The following is a 16,058-nucleotide window of genomic DNA, read 5'->3' on the forward strand; positions in this document are numbered from 1 at the left end:
CTATCTGATTAGCGACAGGGGGCGGGCAGACGTAGGTTTGCCCGCCCCCTGCATATTGAAAGGACCCTTCTATGGGCAAAGCACTCAAGCGCTGGTGGCCGCTCTTTATGCTGCCCACGTGCCTGGCGTTTATGATCGGGTTCGTGATTCCCTTTATCCAGGGTTTCTATCTCTCGTTCTGCCAGTTTATTACCATCAATAACGCGCACTTTGTCGGTATCGAGAACTACGTGCGCGCGCTGTCCGATCCGCAGTTCTCCACGTCGTTCTTCTTTACCGTGGCGTTTGCCTTCCTGTCGACGGTGCTCATCAACGTGATCGCGCTGGCCATTGCGCAGGCGCTCACTCGCAAGGCGCTCAAGGGCACCAACATCTTCCGTACGATTTTCTTTATGCCTAACCTGATTGGCGGCATTGTACTGGGTTACATTTGGCAGATTCTGATCAACTGCCTGCTCTCCAACGTGGGTGCCCAGCTTATCGCCCTCAACTCCGCCGCTGGCTTCTGGGGCCTTATCATCCTGACCCTGTGGCAACAGGTCGGCTACATGATGATCATCTACATCGCCGGTCTGCAGTCCATTCCGTCTGACTACATCGAGGCCGCCAAGGTCGATGGCGCTACGGCATGGCAGACGTTTTGGAAGGTTAAGATCCCCAACCTGATGCCGACCATCACCATCTGCCTGTTCCTGTCCATCACCAACGGCTTTAAGCTGTTCGACCAGAACCTCGCCCTTACCGGTGGCGCCCCGGCGCACTCCACCGAGATGCTCGCCCTGAACATCTACAACACGTTCTATTCGCGTGCTGGCATCGCATGGCAGGGCATCGGTCAGGCCAAGGCAGTTATCTTCTGCATCCTGGTTGTCGCTATTTCTATGATCCAGCTTAAGGCCACGAGGTCCAAGGAGGTGCAGCAGTAATGAAACGCGATAAGGCTATCAACCGCGCGCTCTCGATCTTCTTTACGATCCTGTCGCTCGCATGGATCTACCCCGTGTTCATGATTGCGCTCAATTCCTTTAAGAAAGCGACCGCAATCAGCACCACCACGGCGTTCGATCTGCTCACGCCCGAGACGTTCAACGGCCTCGCAAACTACGTGCACGCTCTGAACGAGCAGGGCTTTGCCTCGGCGTTTATGTACTCGCTTATCATCACGGTCACGTCGGTCGTGCTGATTCTGGTGTGCTGCTCCATGTGCGCTTGGTACGTGGTGCGCGTCAACAGCAAGATCTCGAACTTCTTCTATTACCTGTTCGTCTTCTCGATGGTCGTACCGTTCCAGATGCTCATGTTCACGCTGTCCAACCTCGCGGACCGCATCGGCTTTAACACGCCGTTTAACATCTGCTTCATCTACCTTGGTTTTGGCGCGGGCCTCGCGGTCTTTATGTTCGCCGGCTTCGTCAAGAACATCCCGCTCGAGATTGAGGAAGCGGCCATGATCGACGGCTGCAACCCGGTCCAAGTGTTCTTTAAGATCGTCCTTCCCATTATGAAGCCCACCTATCTTTCGGTCGGCATCCTTGAGACCATGTGGGTCTGGAACGACTATCTGCTGCCCTACCTTACGCTCGACTCCACCAAGTACAAGACCATTCCTATCTTGATCCAGTACTTCCGTGGCGGCTATGGCCACGTCGAGCTCGGCCCCATGATGGCGTGCATCATGATGGTCGTCATCCCCATCGTCATCATGTACATCTTCTGCCAGAAGTACATCATCGACGGTGTGGTGGCAGGTGCCGTCAAGGGCTGATGCCGTAACTGTTTTGCAAGTTTTGGCGGCGCCTCTCAGCGCGGCGCCGCGTATCGAAAGGTAAAGACATGGCCGAGATCGTTCTCAAACATGTTCAGAAGGTGTATCCCAACAACGAGTCAAAAAAGAAGGGCTTCTTTGGCAAAAAGAAGAAGACCGAGGAGAAGAAGCACAACCTCAAGGTTACCGAGGACGGTGTGCTCGCTGTAGAGGACTTCAACCTCACCGTTCACGACCAGGAGTTCATCGTCCTCGTTGGCCCTTCTGGCTGCGGTAAGTCCACGACGATGCGCATGGTCGCCGGCCTGGAGGACATCACCTCCGGCGATGTGTTCATCGATGGCAAGCGCGTCAACGACGTGGCGCCCAAGGACCGCGACATCGCCATGGTGTTCCAGAGTTATGCTCTGTACCCCAATATGACGGTGTACGAGAACATGGCGTTTACGCTTGAGCTCAAGAAGGTCCCCAAGGACGAGATCGACCGCAAGGTTCGCTCCGCTGCCGAGATCCTGGGTATTACCGAGTACCTCGACCGTAAGCCCAAGGCGCTCTCTGGCGGCCAGCGCCAGCGCGTCGCCATCGGCCGCGCCATCGTGCGTGACCCCAAGGTCTTCCTGATGGACGAGCCGCTGTCCAACCTGGATGCCAAGCTTCGTAACCAGATGCGCGCCGAGCTCATTAAGCTGCGTCACGAGATCAAGGGCACCTTCATCTACGTTACCCACGACCAGACCGAGGCTATGACCCTCGGTGACCGTATCGTGGTCATGAAGGATGGCGTCGTCCAGCAGATCGCCACCCCGCAGGAGGTCTTCAACCATCCCGCGAACATCTTCGTCGCCGGCTTTATCGGCGTGCCGCAGATGAACTTCTTCGATGCCCAGCTGGTGCGCTCGGGCAACGGCTTTACCGTCAAGACCGAGGATATGAACGTGGCGCTCGCCCCCGAGACCTGCGCTCAGCTTGCCCTCAACTGGGACGGCGGCGACGTGAAGGAGATTACGGCCGGCGTGCGTCCCGAGCAGATTCTGCTTGCCGACAAGGGCGAGGAGGGTGCGCTCCAGGGTACCGTCGAGGTGACCGAGCTCATGGGTTCGACCGAGCATGTCCACGTGACCGCTCCCGATGGCCAGTTCGTCCTGATCATTCCCGTTGTCGACCTTGAGGCCAAGGGTGCGCTCAAGGCGGGCGACCCCATCTGGTTCAAGTTCGAGAAGAACGCGACCCACCTCTTCGATAAGGTATCTGGCAAGAACCTTATCTAGGCCCGGTGCAACCAGGCCCTCCCTTTGGGCGACTGCGGCTTTGCCATCCTTTTGCCGCGGTCACATATAAGGCTCCCCTCCCGTCCACTGGGCGAGAGGGGAGCCTTTCTTTGTGTTGGGACTGTCTGACCGGTCGTTTGTCTCGATCTGTAACGGATAGGGCCGATTTCGGACGTTAGATGTTACAGATCGAGACGGTTCCGCTGAGCTAACCATTTCATCTAAATCTGTAACACCAAAGGCGAATTTCACCTGCTAGATGTTACAGATTGAGATAAACCCAAGGGGAGGAGCCGGTATGTCTCAATCTGTAACAGCTGGGACCGTTTTGGTTGAGTAGTTGTTATGGATCGAGATTGTTTGGCCGAGTCGGATCACAGGGTAACGTGCGGGCACAAAAAACGGAGCCGCGTTGCCGTGGCTCCGTTTTCAAGAGGATGGGCGATGAAACCGAATTAGCTCAGGTGCCAGATCTCGTCGTTGTACTGGGAGATCGTACGGTCGGACGAGAAGGTGCCGGCGTTGGCGATATTGATGAGCGCCTTGCGCATCCAGGCGTCCTGGTCCTCGTAGTCGGCCAGCACGCGCTCCTTGGTCTGGATGTACTCCTCAATGTCGAGCAGGGCCATAAACCAGTCCTTGCCCTTAATGTCGTCGTGCAGGCGCTGCAGGCGCTCGGCGTTGCCGGTTGCCATAAAGGCCGGGTTGGTGATGAAGTCCACCAGCAGTTTAATTCCGGGCTTGCGGTAGAGCGTACCGGCGTTGTAGGTGCCGTCGGCGTAGAGCTGCTCGACCTGTTTGGACGAGGCACCAAAGGTATAGATGTTCTCGTCGCCCACGAGCTTGGCAATCTCCACGTTGGCACCGTCGAGCGTGCACAGGGTTAGGGCGCCGTTGAGCATGAACTTCATGTTGGAGGTGCCGCTCGCCTCCTTGGAGGCCAGGCTGATCTGCTCGGAGATGTCAGCGGCGGGGATCACGCGCTCGGCGGCGGTGACGTTGTAGTTCTCGATCATGACAACCTGCAGGTAGGGAGCCACGTCGGGGTCGTTTGCAATCCACTGCGACAGCGTCAGGATCAGATGGATGATGTCCTGCGCGATAGTGTAGGCAGGCGCCGCCTTGCCGCCAAAGATGATGGTGACGGGGTGCTTAGGCCTGTTGCCGTTCTTGATATCGAAGTACTTCCAGATGATGTAGAGCGCGAGCATCTGCTGACGCTTGTACTCGTGGATGCGCTTGACCTGGACGTCGATGATGGCGTTGGAGGGAATGGTCACGCCCTGCTCGAGCGCCATGAACTGGCGCATGATGGCCTTGGCCTCGACCTTGGTGGCGGCCAGGCGCTCAAGAACGTCCTTGTCGTCGGCGAACTTGGCGAGTTTGCTCAGATCGCCGGTGCTGCGCCAGTCGGTGCCGATTACATCGTCGAGCAGGCTGGCGAGCGCGGGGTTGGCTCCATGGATCCAGCGGCGGAAGGTGATGCCGTTGGTCTTGTTGGAGAACTTCTCGGGATAGATCTCGTAGAACGGATGAAGCTCGGTGTCCTCCAAGATCTTGGTGTGGAGGGCGGCTACGCCATTGATGGAGAAGCCAAAGTGGATGTCCATGTGGGCCATGTGGACGGTGTCGTATTCGTCGATGACGGCGACGCGCGGGTCATCGTGCTCGGCCTTCGCGATCTCATCGAGCTTGACGATAATGTCGGCGATGGCAGGGGAGACCTTCTGCAGGCTGACGAGCGGCCACTTCTCGAGCGCCTCGGCAAGAATCGTGTGGTTAGTGTAGGCGACCATGGAGCGTACGATGGTCACGGCCTCGTCAAACTCGATGCCATGCTCGGTGGTGAGCAAGCGAATGAGCTCGGGGATGACCATGGTGGGGTGCGTGTCGTTAATTTGGACCACGGCGTAGTCGGCCAGATCGTGCAGGTTGCTGCCGCGCTCGATGGCCTCGTCGATCAGGAGCTGGGCGGCGTTGCTCACCATGAAGTATTCCTGGTAGATGCGAAGCAGGCGGCCCTGCTCGTCGGAATCGTCGGGGTAGAGGAACAAGGTGAGGTTCTTGGCGATCTCTGTCTTGTCGAAGTCGATGGAGCTGCCGGGGACCAGGCCGTCGTCGACGCTCGCAAGGTCGAACAGGCGCAGACGGTTCTTGGTGGGCTGGCCGTAACCGGGCACGTCGATGTTGACGAGCTTGGAGGTAACGGCAAAATCACCGAACTCGACGGTGTAGGAGCGGTCGTCGTCGACTAGGATGTCCTGCTCACCGAGCCACTCGTCGGGGACGGCCTTCTGCTGGTTGTCGACAAAGCGCTGACGGAACAGGCCGTAGTGATAGTTGAGGCCCACGCCATCGCCGGTCAAGCCCAGCGTGGCGATGGAATCCAGGAAGCATGCGGCCAGGCGGCCCAGGCCGCCGTTGCCGAGCGACGGCTCGACCTCGAACTCCTCGATCTTGTTGAGGTCGTGGCCTGTGGCGGTGAGCTGGTCCTTAACCTCGTCGTAGATGCCGAGGTCGATCATGTTGTTGATGAGCAGCTTGCCGATCAAAAATTCGGCGGAAATGTAATAGAGCTTTTTCTTGCCGTTGTTGAGCGGGCAGGCGGCGGAGCGCTCCTGCACGAGTTTGACCAGCAGCTTGTAAATGCGACGGTCGTCGAGCTGCTCGAGCGAGGTGCCAAAAGACTGCTCGGCGAGTTCCATGAGGTTAATTTGGGGCATGTTTCCTCCTGTAATGGGTTGATTACATGTCTGCAATTCATAAGAATCCCGCGCGAGGGGATTGGGGTGGCCTCGCGCGGGTAAGCAAGCGCGTCCGCACGGTGGGGAGGGGTCGGGCGCGGTAGCTCCTATTGAGGAAGCTCGATTTCGGCTTCCGACGGGATGCGGAAGTAGGTCTCGGTCCAGTCGGTGAGTTTGTGCTCGAGCTCGCGGGTGATGGCGCCGTCGAGCATGCGCCAGGTCCAGTTGCCGCCCAGCGTGGCAGGGGTGTTGATGCGCGCCTCGTTGCCCAAGTTGAGCAGGTCCTGCATGGTGTAGATGCACGTGTCGCTCACGCTGGCTGCGATGGTTCGGTTGAGCGCGTCGGCGATGGGTTCGCCGGCCTGCTGATGGGTGTACAGGGCTGTCTGCTCGCGCTGACGCGGGGTAGCCGTTCCTTCAAACCAGCCGCGTGCCGTCTCGTTGTCGTGAGTGCCCACGTAGGCGACGGTGTTGGCAATGTAGTTGTGCGGCAGGTAGTACGAGTTGGTGCCCTCAAAGGCAAACTGCAGGATCTTCATGCCGGGGAAGCCCGAGTTGTCGCGCATATCGATGACGCCGGGGGTGAGGAAGCCCAGGTCCTCGGCGATGATGGGCAGCGTGCCGAGCTTTTCCTCGAGCGTCTTGAAGAGCTTGAGGCCGGGACCCTGCGTCCACGAACCGTAGGACGAATCAGGCGAGGAGAACGGCACCTCCCAATAGGCCTCGAAGCCGCGGAAGTGATCCAGGCGGATGACGTCGTACATGTCGAGGGCGGCGCGAATGCGGCCCTCCCACCAGGAGAAGCCGTCGGCCTCCATGGCGTCCCAGTCGTAGATGGGGTTGCCCCAGTACTGGCCGGTGGCCGAGAACTGGTCGGGCGGCGTGCCGGCGACGCTCACGGGATTGCCGGCGGCGTCGATCTTAAAGAGCTCAGGTGTCGCCCACATCTCGACGGAGTCACGCGAGACGTAGATGGGCAGGTCGCCGATGATCAGGATGTCGCGCTCGTTGGCATAGGCCTTGAGGCGGCTCCACTGGCGATCGAAGAAATACTGCGTCATCTGGTGGTAAAGCATGCGCTCGGGGTGGGCGGCGCAGATCTTGTTGGATGCCTCGCCGCGGCGGCGGAGCTCCTCGGGCCACTCCCAAAAGGCCTTGAGCCCGCACTCCTCCTTTACGGTCACAAACTCGCAGTAGGGAATGAGCCAGTCCTCGTTTGCCTGGATAAAGTCGTCGAAATCGGCTGGTTTATTCGCGGCGAAGCGCTCGGCGGCGCGGTCGAGGATTTGGCGGCGGCCAGCAAAGATAGCACCGTAGTCGACATTGCTGGGATCGGAGCCCAGGTACACGCCGTCGATATCGCGCTGCTCCAGATACCCTGCCTCGATAAGCTCGGCAAAGTCAATGAAGTTAGGGTTGCCCGCGCGGGCCGAGAACGACTGGTAAGGCGAATCGCCGTAACTAGTCGTCGTAAGGGGCAGAATCTGCCAATAATGTTGTTTGCACGAGGCGAGGAAATCGACAAAGTCGTAGGCATTCCAGCCAAAGCCGCCGATTCCGTATGGTCCGGGCAGAGATGAGACGGGCATGAGGACGCCGCTTGCACGCTCCATGAATGCGCTCACCAACCTTCTTGTTGTGGGGTCGGTCTGCCGATGGGTGCGCAGTCCGCCTCCGATGTTCTGATTCGATATGCCTATTGTAAAACATGTTGTTTAAACATGTACAGGCAAGATAAAAAAGTTGGTCGATTTTCGGCGAATGGTTACATGCCATGAAAAAGCCCCGACCTCACAACGTGAGATCGGGGCAAGAGCGGTATGTAGGTTTTTGCTACTCGGCGTCGGCGAAGCCGTTGGGGTTGTGGCTCTGCCAGTTCCAGCTATCGCGGCACATATCCGCGATGTCGTACTGAGCCTTCCAGCCCATCATGCGCTCGGCCTTGGAGGCATCGCACCAGTTGGCAGCGATGTCGCCGGCGCGGCGCTCGCGGATCACGTAGGGCAGCTCCTTGCCGCAGGCCTTGGAGAAGGCGGCGACGACCTCGAGTACCGAGGTACCGGTGCCGGTGCCCAGGTTAAAGATCTCGACGCCGGTCTTGCCGTTCATCCAGTTAAGGGCGGCAACGTGACCGGAGGCCAGATCGCACACGTGGATGTAGTCGCGCACACCGGTGCCGTCGGGTGTGGGGTAGTCGTTGCCAAAGACCTGAACGGCCTCGAGCTTGCCCACGGCAACCTGCGCGACATAGGGCACCAGGTTGTTGGGGATGCCCTTGGGATCCTCGCCGATCAGGCCCGACGGATGGGCGCCGATGGGATTGAAATAACGGAGCAGCACAACGTCCCACTCGGGGTCGGCGGTGTGAACGTCCATAAGGATCTGCTCGATCATCCACTTGGTCCAGCCATAGGGGTTGGTTGCGGGCTTCTTGGGGTCTTCCTCGGTGACGGGCGGGTTGTCCGGGTCGCCGTAGACGGTCGAGGAGCTCGAGAAGATGATGGACTTGCAGCCATGGTTGCGCATGACGTCGATGAGCACCAGGGTGTTCTCGATGTTGTTGTGGTAGTACTCGACGGGCTTGCTCACCGACTCGCCGACGGCCTTAAAGCCGGCGAAGTGGATGACGCGGTCGATCTGATGGGTGTCGAAGATCTTGTTCATGGCCTCGCGGTCGAGCACGTTGGCCTCGTAGAAGGTGAGGTTCTTGGCAGCCTCTTCGCCCACGATGGTCTTGACGCGGTCGACGGCGACGGCGCTGGAGTTGGAAAGGTCATCGACGATGACGACCTGGTAGCCGCCCTCGAGCAGCTGAACGACGGTGTGCGAGCCGATAAAACCGGCGCCACCGGTTACGAGGACGCAGGTGTCTTTGGGGTCGAGTGCTTTGGACATGTAGTCTCCTATCGAATCAGGAACACTTCTTCAGGGGAGTATAGCGCAGGCAGGGGCACCCAAAAGGTGCAGGGCAGGAAAAGCAGATGAACATGCTAACGTACTCATTGAAATGTTTGGCGTGGGCGTAACCTTGACTTTGACGTTTGCATACGAGCCGCCGACCATACGGTTTGCTGCCGTTCGTGGAAATCGTTGGGATGCGCCGGATGTACGCTAATATGTATGAGTTGAGCGACATATAAATAAACATGTAACGGAGTAGATATGTCACCAAACAGCGATTCCATCCTTTCCCAGGAGCTTTCGCGTCGCACTGCCCTCAAGGCCCTGTTCGGCGCAGCTTCTGCAGCCGTTCTTTTTGGTCTGCCCGCTCGCGCTCATGCTGCGGAGGCCACCAAGGAAACCACCGACAAGCTCAATGCGGCCCAGGCTCAGCTTGACGAGGTCCAGGCCCAGCTCGACAGCATCGCAAATGAATACGCGGCGCTGGCCAACAAGAACGCCCAGACCCTCAACGATATCGAGGGCGTACAGGGCCAGATTGACAGCACGCAGGCGCAGATTGACGAAAAGAAGGCCGAGCTCAAAAAGAAGCGCGGCGATCTTTCCGATCGCGTTTCCGCCAGCTATAAGTCGGGCGGCACCAACATCCTGTCGCTGCTGCTCGCCTCGGGCTCGTTTGAGGAGCTCGTCGCCAATGCGCACTATGTTGAGAAGATCAACAAGAGCGACCGCGACGCCATCGAGGACATTCAGACCATCCAGGAAGAGCTCGATACGCAGAAGGCCGAGCTCGAGTCGCAAAAAGCCGACTTGGAGAAGCTCAAGGACCAGCAGACTGCCCAGATGCAGGACATGCAGGCCAAGCAGCAGGAGGTCCAGACGGTTCTGAACGGCCTCTCCGACGATGTCAAGGAGCTCATGGCTCAGCGCGATTCCGAGATTCTCGCTGCCGCCCAGGCCGAGGAGGCTGCCAGGAAGGCTGCCGCCGCTGCCGCGGCCGCCGCGAACAAGAACAATTCCTACTCGGGTGGTTCGAGCTCGGGTGGTGGATCGTATGCGCCCGGAACTCCGCAGCAGAATGCCGGCTCGGGCAAGCAGCAGGCCGTCGTCAACGCGTGCTACTCCACGCCTTCGCCGGGTCAGAACTGGTGCGCGGCGTGGGTTACCAATGTCTTCCGTAACGCCGGCGTTGGCTACTTTGGCGGCAACGCGTGCGATATGTTTAACGCCTGGTGCTATAGCTCCGACCGCTCGGCGCTGCAGGTGGGCATGATTGTTGCCGACTCATCGCATAGCGGCACCGGTGCGCCCGGCCTGCTGTATGGCCATGTGGGCATCTATGTCGGCGGCGGCGTCGTTATGAGCAACGAGGGTCCCATTACGTCGAAGTCGCTCGATTCGTTCATTAGCTTTTATGGTACTGGCTCTGGCGTGCGTTGGGGCTGGCTTGGCGGTATTGCGCTGTCGTAAAGCCGACTGGGCCGCGTGCCCGCCCGCAATATATTTGATTGCCTGCTCGGGCAGTCCTGCGCAAGACGAAGGCCACATTAAGTGGCCTTCTTTGCGTGCGGAACTCGCGATCAATCAAATATATTGCGGGCACGCACGCGGCTCTCTCGGGTTCTGAACGCGACTCACCGGACTGGTTGTCTGATATAAAGATGGCGAAGGCCCCTTTCGGGGCCTTCTTTTTAAATGAATTAATCGACTCCGTGGACTTCGGTTTTGGAATTTGGAGCCGACGGCTCATCAAAGTGGAAAATGAAATATAACCTAGCTGCAATAATCGCCTTGTTGCGAACTCGAACTGATCATGTAAATCTAAAATAGTCGCAATATACAATTGTCGTGTGGTGCGTTGGGTCGGAGCTGCTGCGGGTCCTAGATGGATTGCGGTCTTGCGCCCCGATGTTCAAACAGGTTTCTCTCTAGACGGGAAGTTGCTCATGGACACCATATATGACGGAGACGACTGGGTCGATCATTATAGTTGGCGACTAGTCGGCTCGGATGACAATGGGGATGTGGTGTTTGATGGACTATGTCCAAAGCATCTCCATCCTTTTGTCTCGTCGTTAATTGAGAGTTCCGCTCGTGTTGCCCCCTACAGCTCGGCGTCGCTTCATGATACGGACGTTTTGAAGACCATAAAGGAATCAATTGACGAGGGCACGATGAGTAGCTTGCTGTTTTCTCGCCTTGTGGGGCTAGATGAGATTGGCTCGAAACGACTGCTTGCGGGCGAAAAGGTGGAACTCACTTATCGGTCGATGATTTCAATCCTGCGGATGGCCGATGTTCTTCGCAAATAAATGAAAACGGGACAAGTGAGCTACGTCACTTGTCCCGTTATTAATTAAAGTGGACCGCGGCGAGCGGGCTATAAAAATTCGCCGACTCGGTGGACTTCGGGTTCTAGGTCTACGTCGAACTGCTCTTTGACTTTGGCTTGGATGTCGCGGATGAGTTCGTCGACATCGGCGGCGGTGGCGTGGTCGGCGTTGACGATGAAGCCGCAGTGCTTCTCGCTCACCTGCGCGCCGCCAATGGCGTGTCCTCGCAGGCCGGCGTCCATGATGAGCTTGCCGGCAAAGTGGCCCTCGGGGCGCTTGAAGGTGGAGCCGGCACTCGGCATGTCGAGCGGCTGCTTGTCCTCGCGGCGCTGGCGGTAGTCGTCCATGTCGGCCTTGATCATCGCGGCGTTGCCCGGGGCGAGATTGAAAGTGGCCGAAAGCACGATGAAACCGTCGTCGGCAATGCGGCTCTTGCGATAGCCCAGGTTGAGCTCATCGACATCGAACTCGATAATGCTGCCGCTACCGCGGGTGCCGTCGTCGAGCATGCGGGCGGGCTTGTAGACGCGCACGGACTCCAGCACATCGGCCATGCAAGCGCCGTATGCTCCGGCGTTCATGTAGCAGGCACCGCCGACCGATCCGGGAATGCCCGAGATGGGCTCCATGCCGGTAAGGCCGGCCTCGGCTGCCGCGGCTGCGACATCGGAAAGCAAGGCGCCGGCTGCCGCCGTGACGTGCGTGCCGTCGACCGTAATGTCGGAGAGGCCCTCGCCCAGCGCTACGACGACGCCGCGGATGCCCTTGTCGCCGACGAGCAAGTCGGAGCCGTTGCCCACGATGGTGAGTGGTAGATTGCAGCGATAGCAGGTATCGAGCGTGGCGACGAGGCCCTGCTCAGTATCGGGCGTGACAAAGACGTCGGCCGGACCGCCGATCTTAAACGTGGTGTGCTCGCGCATGGGCTCGCTCATCAGCACGTTGTCCTCGCCGGCAACGCCAGCGAGCGCGCACAGCAGGTCCTCGTTAAAAAAATCGTTCTCGTGCATACGAATATCCGCCTTTTGGTGGTCGTTCTCATCAATCGATTGCAATATACCCCACCCGGACGGATTTGGTGCGCTGGCGGCGATAAAACAGCCGTCCACCGGATTGGTAAAGTGTTTATCACCGAGGTAGAGGGGTAGTCGCTATACTTTCAAGAGATTGCGCGTAAACCCGGAAGGAGCGAGATGGCCAACAAAGTCACCCTCAAGCAGATCGCCCAGGAGGTGGGGCTTTCCCCCTCGTCGGTCTCGCTTGTTCTCAATAATCGGCCCTGTCGCATCTCGGAAGAAAACCGCAAGCTCATCAAAGAGGTCGCGGCGCGCAACCACTATGTTCCCAACCAGATTGCGCGCAGCTTGGTCATGCGCGAGTCGCGCACGCTGGGCCTTATCGTCCCTAACATCGAGAGCCGCTTTTTTGCCTCGCTCGCCGGTAGCCTGGAAAAGCGCTGCCGCGAGGACGGCTATGCGCTCTTCATTACCAGCTCGGGCGGAAGCGCCGATGACGATCTGGAGCTGCTGCGCCAGCTGGTGACGCGCGGCGTTGATGGCGTCTTCCTGGTGGTGGGTGACGAGTTCTCCGATGACCGCGCCCTGCGCGAAGAGGTCAGCCACCTGCCCATCCCGGCCGTAATGGTCGACCGTGCTATTGAGGGGCTCGAGTGCGACAAGGTGATGTTCGACCACGAGATGGGCGGCTATATGGCCACCCGCTATCTGATCGAGCAAGGCCACCGCCGTATTGCCTGCCTGGTTAATGCCCGCCGTTCCAATACGGGTCGCAAGCGACTTGCCGGCTATGAGCGCGCGCTGCGCGAGGTTGGCCTGCCGATCGACGCGCGTTTGGAGTTTGAGAGCGAGTACTACATTCCGAGCGCATACGAGGCCTCGGAGGCAGTGCTCGCAACTGACGCCACTGCCGTGTTCGCAAGCTCGGATAACATTGCCCTCGGTTTGCTCAAGCGCTTGCACGAGATGGGGAAGAGCATCCCGGGCGATATCTCGGTGGTGAGCTATGACAACTCGGCGGCCGACGTTCTCTTTGAGCCGGCGCTGACCGCGATTGAGCAGGACCCTGGTGTCCTTGCGGAGCATGCTTTTGGCTGCATGTCCAAGCGTCTTGCCGGTAGGGGCGGCAGGCGTGCCGAAGAGGTCGTTCTGGAGCCGGAGCTTATCGTTAAGGACAGCGTGCTCGAGCTTACTAAACACAACTAAACACGTTTACCAATTTGCAGAGACCGAATGTGGAGCACCTGTGACAATCAACGCCGCAGGTGAATGTCGCGTTTTGCTAATCGATGGGATTGATAAGGGTGATAAAACGTTTTTTCACCATGATAAAACGTTTTAGCAAATATACTGGTCCCAACGAAAGGTTGCCGTATTGGAGGGTGACCGCACAGCGAAGGGACATAAACAATGGCTAAAACACTGGGGACGCCGTGGCAAAAGCTGGGCCACGAGGTGCCGGCTTCCGAGCTCGAGGGCGTCGACCTGTATTGGCGCGCATCGAACTATCTGTCCGTCGGTCAGATCTACCTTCGCTCTAACCCGCTAATGCGCCCCGACTTTGTCGACGAGAAAACCGGTGAGGTGCGCGACTTCGGTCGTCCGGACGTTAAGCACCGCCTGGTTGGCCACTGGGGCACCACGCCCGGCATCAACTTCCTGTTCGGTCACGTCAATCGACTGATCGCCGACCACAACCAGAATGCTATCTTCTTGATGGGCCCTGGTCACGGTGGCCCCGCCGGTACTGCTCAGTCGCTGCTCGACGGCACCTACCGCGAGATTCGCCCCGACATCACCAATGACGAGGCCGGCCTGCAGAAGTTCTTCCGCCAGTTCTCCTATCCCGGCGGCATCCCGAGCCACTTTGCGCCCGAGACGCCCGGTTCCATCCACGAGGGCGGCGAGCTCGGCTACACGCTCAGCCACGCTTACGGTGCCGTTATGGACAACCCGAGCCTGCTGGCCGTGGCCGTGGTGGGCGACGGCGAGTCCGAGACCGGTCCGCTCGCGACCTCTTGGCAGTCCAACAAGCTCGTGAACCCGGCAACCGACGGCATCGTCCTGCCGATCCTGCACCTCAACGGCTACAAGATCGCCAACCCCACCATCCTTGCCCGCGTGTCCGATGAGGAGCTCACCAAGTTCTTTGAGGGCATGGGCTATAAGCCGCACTTCTTTGTCGCCGGCTTTGACGACGAGAGCCACGCAAGCATTCATGCGCGTTTCGCTGCCCTGTTTGAGCAGGTCTTCGATGAGATTTGTGACATCAAGGCCACCGCGCAGGCCCAGGCCGCCTCAGGCGAGACCGTGGTCCGCCCGGCCTACCCCATGATTGTGTTCCGTACGCCCAAGGGCTGGACTTGCCCCAAGCACATCGACGGTAAGAAGACCGAGGACTCCTGGCGCGCGCATCAGGTGCCGCTGGCGAGTGCCAAGGACACCCACGAGCACTTCCGCGTGCTGCGCGAGTGGCTGCGTTCCTACAAGCCCGAGGAGCTCTTTACGCCCGAGGGCCAGGTGCGCCCCGAGGTGACGGCCTTTATGCCGACTGGCGAGTTGCGCATCGGCGCCAACCCCAACGCGAACGGCGGTAAGGTGCGTCGCGAGCTCGAGCTGCCCGATATTCATGCCCACGAGGTCCCCGTCGCAACTAAGGGTCATGGCTGGGGCTCCACCGAGGCCGCCCGCGTCTTTGGTGAGTACACTGCCGACGTTCTGGCCAAGAACATGGATGACTTCCGCATCTTTGGTCCCGACGAGACCGCGTCCAACCGTCTGCAGGCTGCCTACAAGGTGACCAAGAAGCAGTGGGACGCCGGCTTCTACGAGGACGAGGCCAACGACGAGCTGCTGGCAGGCTCCGGTAAGGTCGTCGAGCAGCTGTCCGAGCACCAATGCGAGGGCTTCCTCGAGGCCTACGTGCTCACTGGCCGTTCCGGCGTGTGGAGCTCCTACGAGAGCTTTGTCCATGTGGTCGACTCCATGGTCAACCAGCACTGCAAGTGGCTCGAGGCTACCAAGCGCGAGATTCCGTGGCGTGCCCCCATCAGCGGCCTTAACATTTTGCTGTCGAGCCACGTCTGGCGTCAGGACCACAACGGCTTCTCGCATCAGGACCCCGGCTTTATCGACCTGCTGCTCAACAAGGCCAACGACACGCACATCGTAAACGCCTACTATCCGGCCGACGCCAACATGGCTCTCGCCGTGGCCGAGCGCGTCTACCAGTCCACTGACTGCGTCAACGCCATCTTCTGCGGCAAGCAGCCTGCTCCGACCTTCCAGACGGTCGACGAGGCCAAGGCGGAGCTCGCCGAGGGCGTTGCGACCTGGGAGTGGGCATCGACCGCCGATTCGCTCGCCGAGGCCGACGTCGTGGTCGCCACCTGCGGTGACGTGCCGACGCTTGAGGCTCTGGCTGCAACCGACATGCTGCGCGAGCTGGGCATCAAGGTATGGTTCGTCAACGTGGTCGACCTGCTCAAGATCCAGAACGTCTGCGAGAACGACCAGGCTCTCAGCGACGAGCGCTGGGCTGAGCTGTTCGGCTGCGGCGAGAAGCCCGTCCTCTTCGCGTTCCACGCTTATGCCGGCACGATTCGCCGTCTGATTTGGAACCGCCCCGGCCACGATGCCTTCCGCGTCCACGGCTACGAGGAGAAAGGCTCCACGACAACGCCGTTCGACATGCTGCGCCTGAACAACATGGATCGCTGGGCGCTGGCCGCCGACGTGCTGCGCATGGTCGACGCCGATAAGTTTGCCGAGCAAATTGATGAGTGGGAGGCATTCCGCACCGAGGCCTTTGAGTTTGCGTGTGATGAGGGCTACGACCATCCGGCCTTTACCGACTGGGTCTGGCCCGACGCCGCTGCTGCAACTGCTGCCGATGGCGCGCTCTCCGCAACGCAGATGACCGCAGGCGACAACGAGTAGGTAGGCATCCGGGACGGCCTCGCGCTGGGGCCGCCTCCGGGCTGGTGCCCTTCCTCGGAGAAGTGGGCTTCGCGAACTTCTCCGAGGAAGGG

11 protein-coding genes are annotated in these 16,058 nt (G+C 59.4%); 7 read left to right on the top strand and 4 right to left on the bottom strand.

The features are described from left to right. Nucleotides 1-71 precede the first annotated feature (71 nt). The 3 genes from DW823_RS09280 to DW823_RS09290 all read left to right on the top strand — a co-directional run bounded on the left by DW823_RS09280 (nucleotide 72) and on the right by DW823_RS09290 (nucleotide 3,033). Entirely contained in the window at nucleotides 72-926 is an 855-nt protein-coding gene (locus DW823_RS09280) for a carbohydrate ABC transporter permease (protein WP_055252174.1), read from the top strand. Continuing rightward, nucleotides 926-1,765 carry a carbohydrate ABC transporter permease gene (locus DW823_RS09285; protein WP_117584245.1) on the top strand — a complete coding sequence of 280 codons (840 nt, stop codon included), beginning with the start codon at nucleotides 926-928 and terminating at the stop codon, nucleotides 1,763-1,765. The genes DW823_RS09280 and DW823_RS09285 overlap by 1 nt, the downstream gene beginning before the upstream one ends. A gap of 68 nt (nucleotides 1,766-1,833) precedes the next feature. Next, nucleotides 1,834-3,033: an ABC transporter ATP-binding protein gene (locus DW823_RS09290; protein ID WP_117584246.1), complete on the top strand. Its 1,200-nt coding sequence runs from the start codon at nucleotides 1,834-1,836 to the stop codon at nucleotides 3,031-3,033. Nucleotides 3,034-3,488: 455 nt separating this feature from the next. Here the strand turns inward: DW823_RS09290 and glgP are convergent, their stop codons facing one another. The 3 genes from glgP to galE form a co-directional block, all read right to left on the bottom strand. After that, nucleotides 3,489-5,756, bottom strand: a complete 2,268-nt coding sequence (gene glgP, locus DW823_RS09295; protein WP_118081981.1) for a glycogen/starch/alpha-glucan family phosphorylase — start codon at nucleotides 5,754-5,756, stop codon at nucleotides 3,489-3,491. Between the two features lie 128 nt (nucleotides 5,757-5,884). Next, nucleotides 5,885-7,402 (bottom strand): 4-alpha-glucanotransferase, encoded by a 1,518-nt coding sequence (malQ, locus tag DW823_RS09300; RefSeq protein WP_233543076.1) that lies wholly within the window; start codon nucleotides 7,400-7,402, stop codon nucleotides 5,885-5,887. A 208-nt stretch (nucleotides 7,403-7,610) separates the two neighbouring features. Then, nucleotides 7,611-8,672, bottom strand: coding sequence for a UDP-glucose 4-epimerase GalE (gene galE, locus DW823_RS09305; protein ID WP_118081984.1), 1,062 nt, complete (start codon nucleotides 8,670-8,672; stop codon nucleotides 7,611-7,613). 267 nt (nucleotides 8,673-8,939) lie between these two features. Here galE and DW823_RS09310 point away from each other — a divergent pair, with 267 nt between their 5' ends. After that, nucleotides 8,940-10,148: a hypothetical protein gene (locus tag DW823_RS09310; RefSeq protein ID WP_118081986.1), complete on the top strand. Its 1,209-nt coding sequence runs from the start codon at nucleotides 8,940-8,942 to the stop codon at nucleotides 10,146-10,148. Between the two features lie 476 nt (nucleotides 10,149-10,624). Next, nucleotides 10,625-10,990 (top strand): hypothetical protein, encoded by a 366-nt coding sequence (locus tag DW823_RS09315; protein ID WP_147350683.1) that lies wholly within the window; start codon nucleotides 10,625-10,627, stop codon nucleotides 10,988-10,990. 68 nt (nucleotides 10,991-11,058) lie between these two features. Here the strand turns inward: DW823_RS09315 and murB are convergent, their stop codons facing one another. After that, nucleotides 11,059-12,021: a UDP-N-acetylmuramate dehydrogenase gene (gene murB, locus DW823_RS09320; protein ID WP_118081991.1), complete on the bottom strand. Its 963-nt coding sequence runs from the start codon at nucleotides 12,019-12,021 to the stop codon at nucleotides 11,059-11,061. A gap of 183 nt (nucleotides 12,022-12,204) precedes the next feature. On the opposite strand from murB, the gene DW823_RS09325 reads away from it, so the two are divergent. Next, nucleotides 12,205-13,233, top strand: coding sequence for a LacI family DNA-binding transcriptional regulator (locus DW823_RS09325; RefSeq protein WP_089573627.1), 1,029 nt, complete (start codon nucleotides 12,205-12,207; stop codon nucleotides 13,231-13,233). A gap of 204 nt (nucleotides 13,234-13,437) precedes the next feature. Next, a complete protein-coding gene (locus DW823_RS09330) occupies nucleotides 13,438-15,966 on the top strand; it encodes a phosphoketolase (RefSeq protein WP_118081993.1) in 2,529 nt (842 codons plus the stop codon). Nucleotides 15,967-16,058 lie beyond the last annotated feature (92 nt).

It is taken from the genome of Collinsella sp. AM34-10, assembly GCF_003469185.1.
Lineage (GTDB): Bacteria > Actinomycetota > Coriobacteriia > Coriobacteriales > Coriobacteriaceae > Collinsella.

What these genes read in the sequence shown, in the direction of transcription:
- DW823_RS09310 (WP_118081986.1), top strand. Translation starts at nt 8,940, where the DNA reads ATGTCACCAAACAGCGATTCCATCCTTTCCCAGGAGCTTTCGCGTCGC.
- DW823_RS09285 (WP_117584245.1), top strand. Translation starts at nt 926, where the DNA reads ATGAAACGCGATAAGGCTATCAACCGCGCGCTCTCGATCTTCTTTACG.
- DW823_RS09325 (WP_089573627.1), top strand. Translation starts at nt 12,205, where the DNA reads ATGGCCAACAAAGTCACCCTCAAGCAGATCGCCCAGGAGGTGGGGCTT.
- DW823_RS09290 (WP_117584246.1), top strand. Translation starts at nt 1,834, where the DNA reads ATGGCCGAGATCGTTCTCAAACATGTTCAGAAGGTGTATCCCAACAAC.
- DW823_RS09315 (WP_147350683.1), top strand. Translation starts at nt 10,625, where the DNA reads ATGGACACCATATATGACGGAGACGACTGGGTCGATCATTATAGTTGG.
- DW823_RS09330 (WP_118081993.1), top strand. Translation starts at nt 13,438, where the DNA reads ATGGCTAAAACACTGGGGACGCCGTGGCAAAAGCTGGGCCACGAGGTG.
- galE (WP_118081984.1), bottom strand. Translation starts at nt 8,672, where the DNA reads ATGTCCAAAGCACTCGACCCCAAAGACACCTGCGTCCTCGTAACCGGT.
- DW823_RS09280 (WP_055252174.1), top strand. Translation starts at nt 72, where the DNA reads ATGGGCAAAGCACTCAAGCGCTGGTGGCCGCTCTTTATGCTGCCCACG.
- murB (WP_118081991.1), bottom strand. Translation starts at nt 12,021, where the DNA reads ATGCACGAGAACGATTTTTTTAACGAGGACCTGCTGTGCGCGCTCGCT.
- glgP (WP_118081981.1), bottom strand. Translation starts at nt 5,756, where the DNA reads ATGCCCCAAATTAACCTCATGGAACTCGCCGAGCAGTCTTTTGGCACC.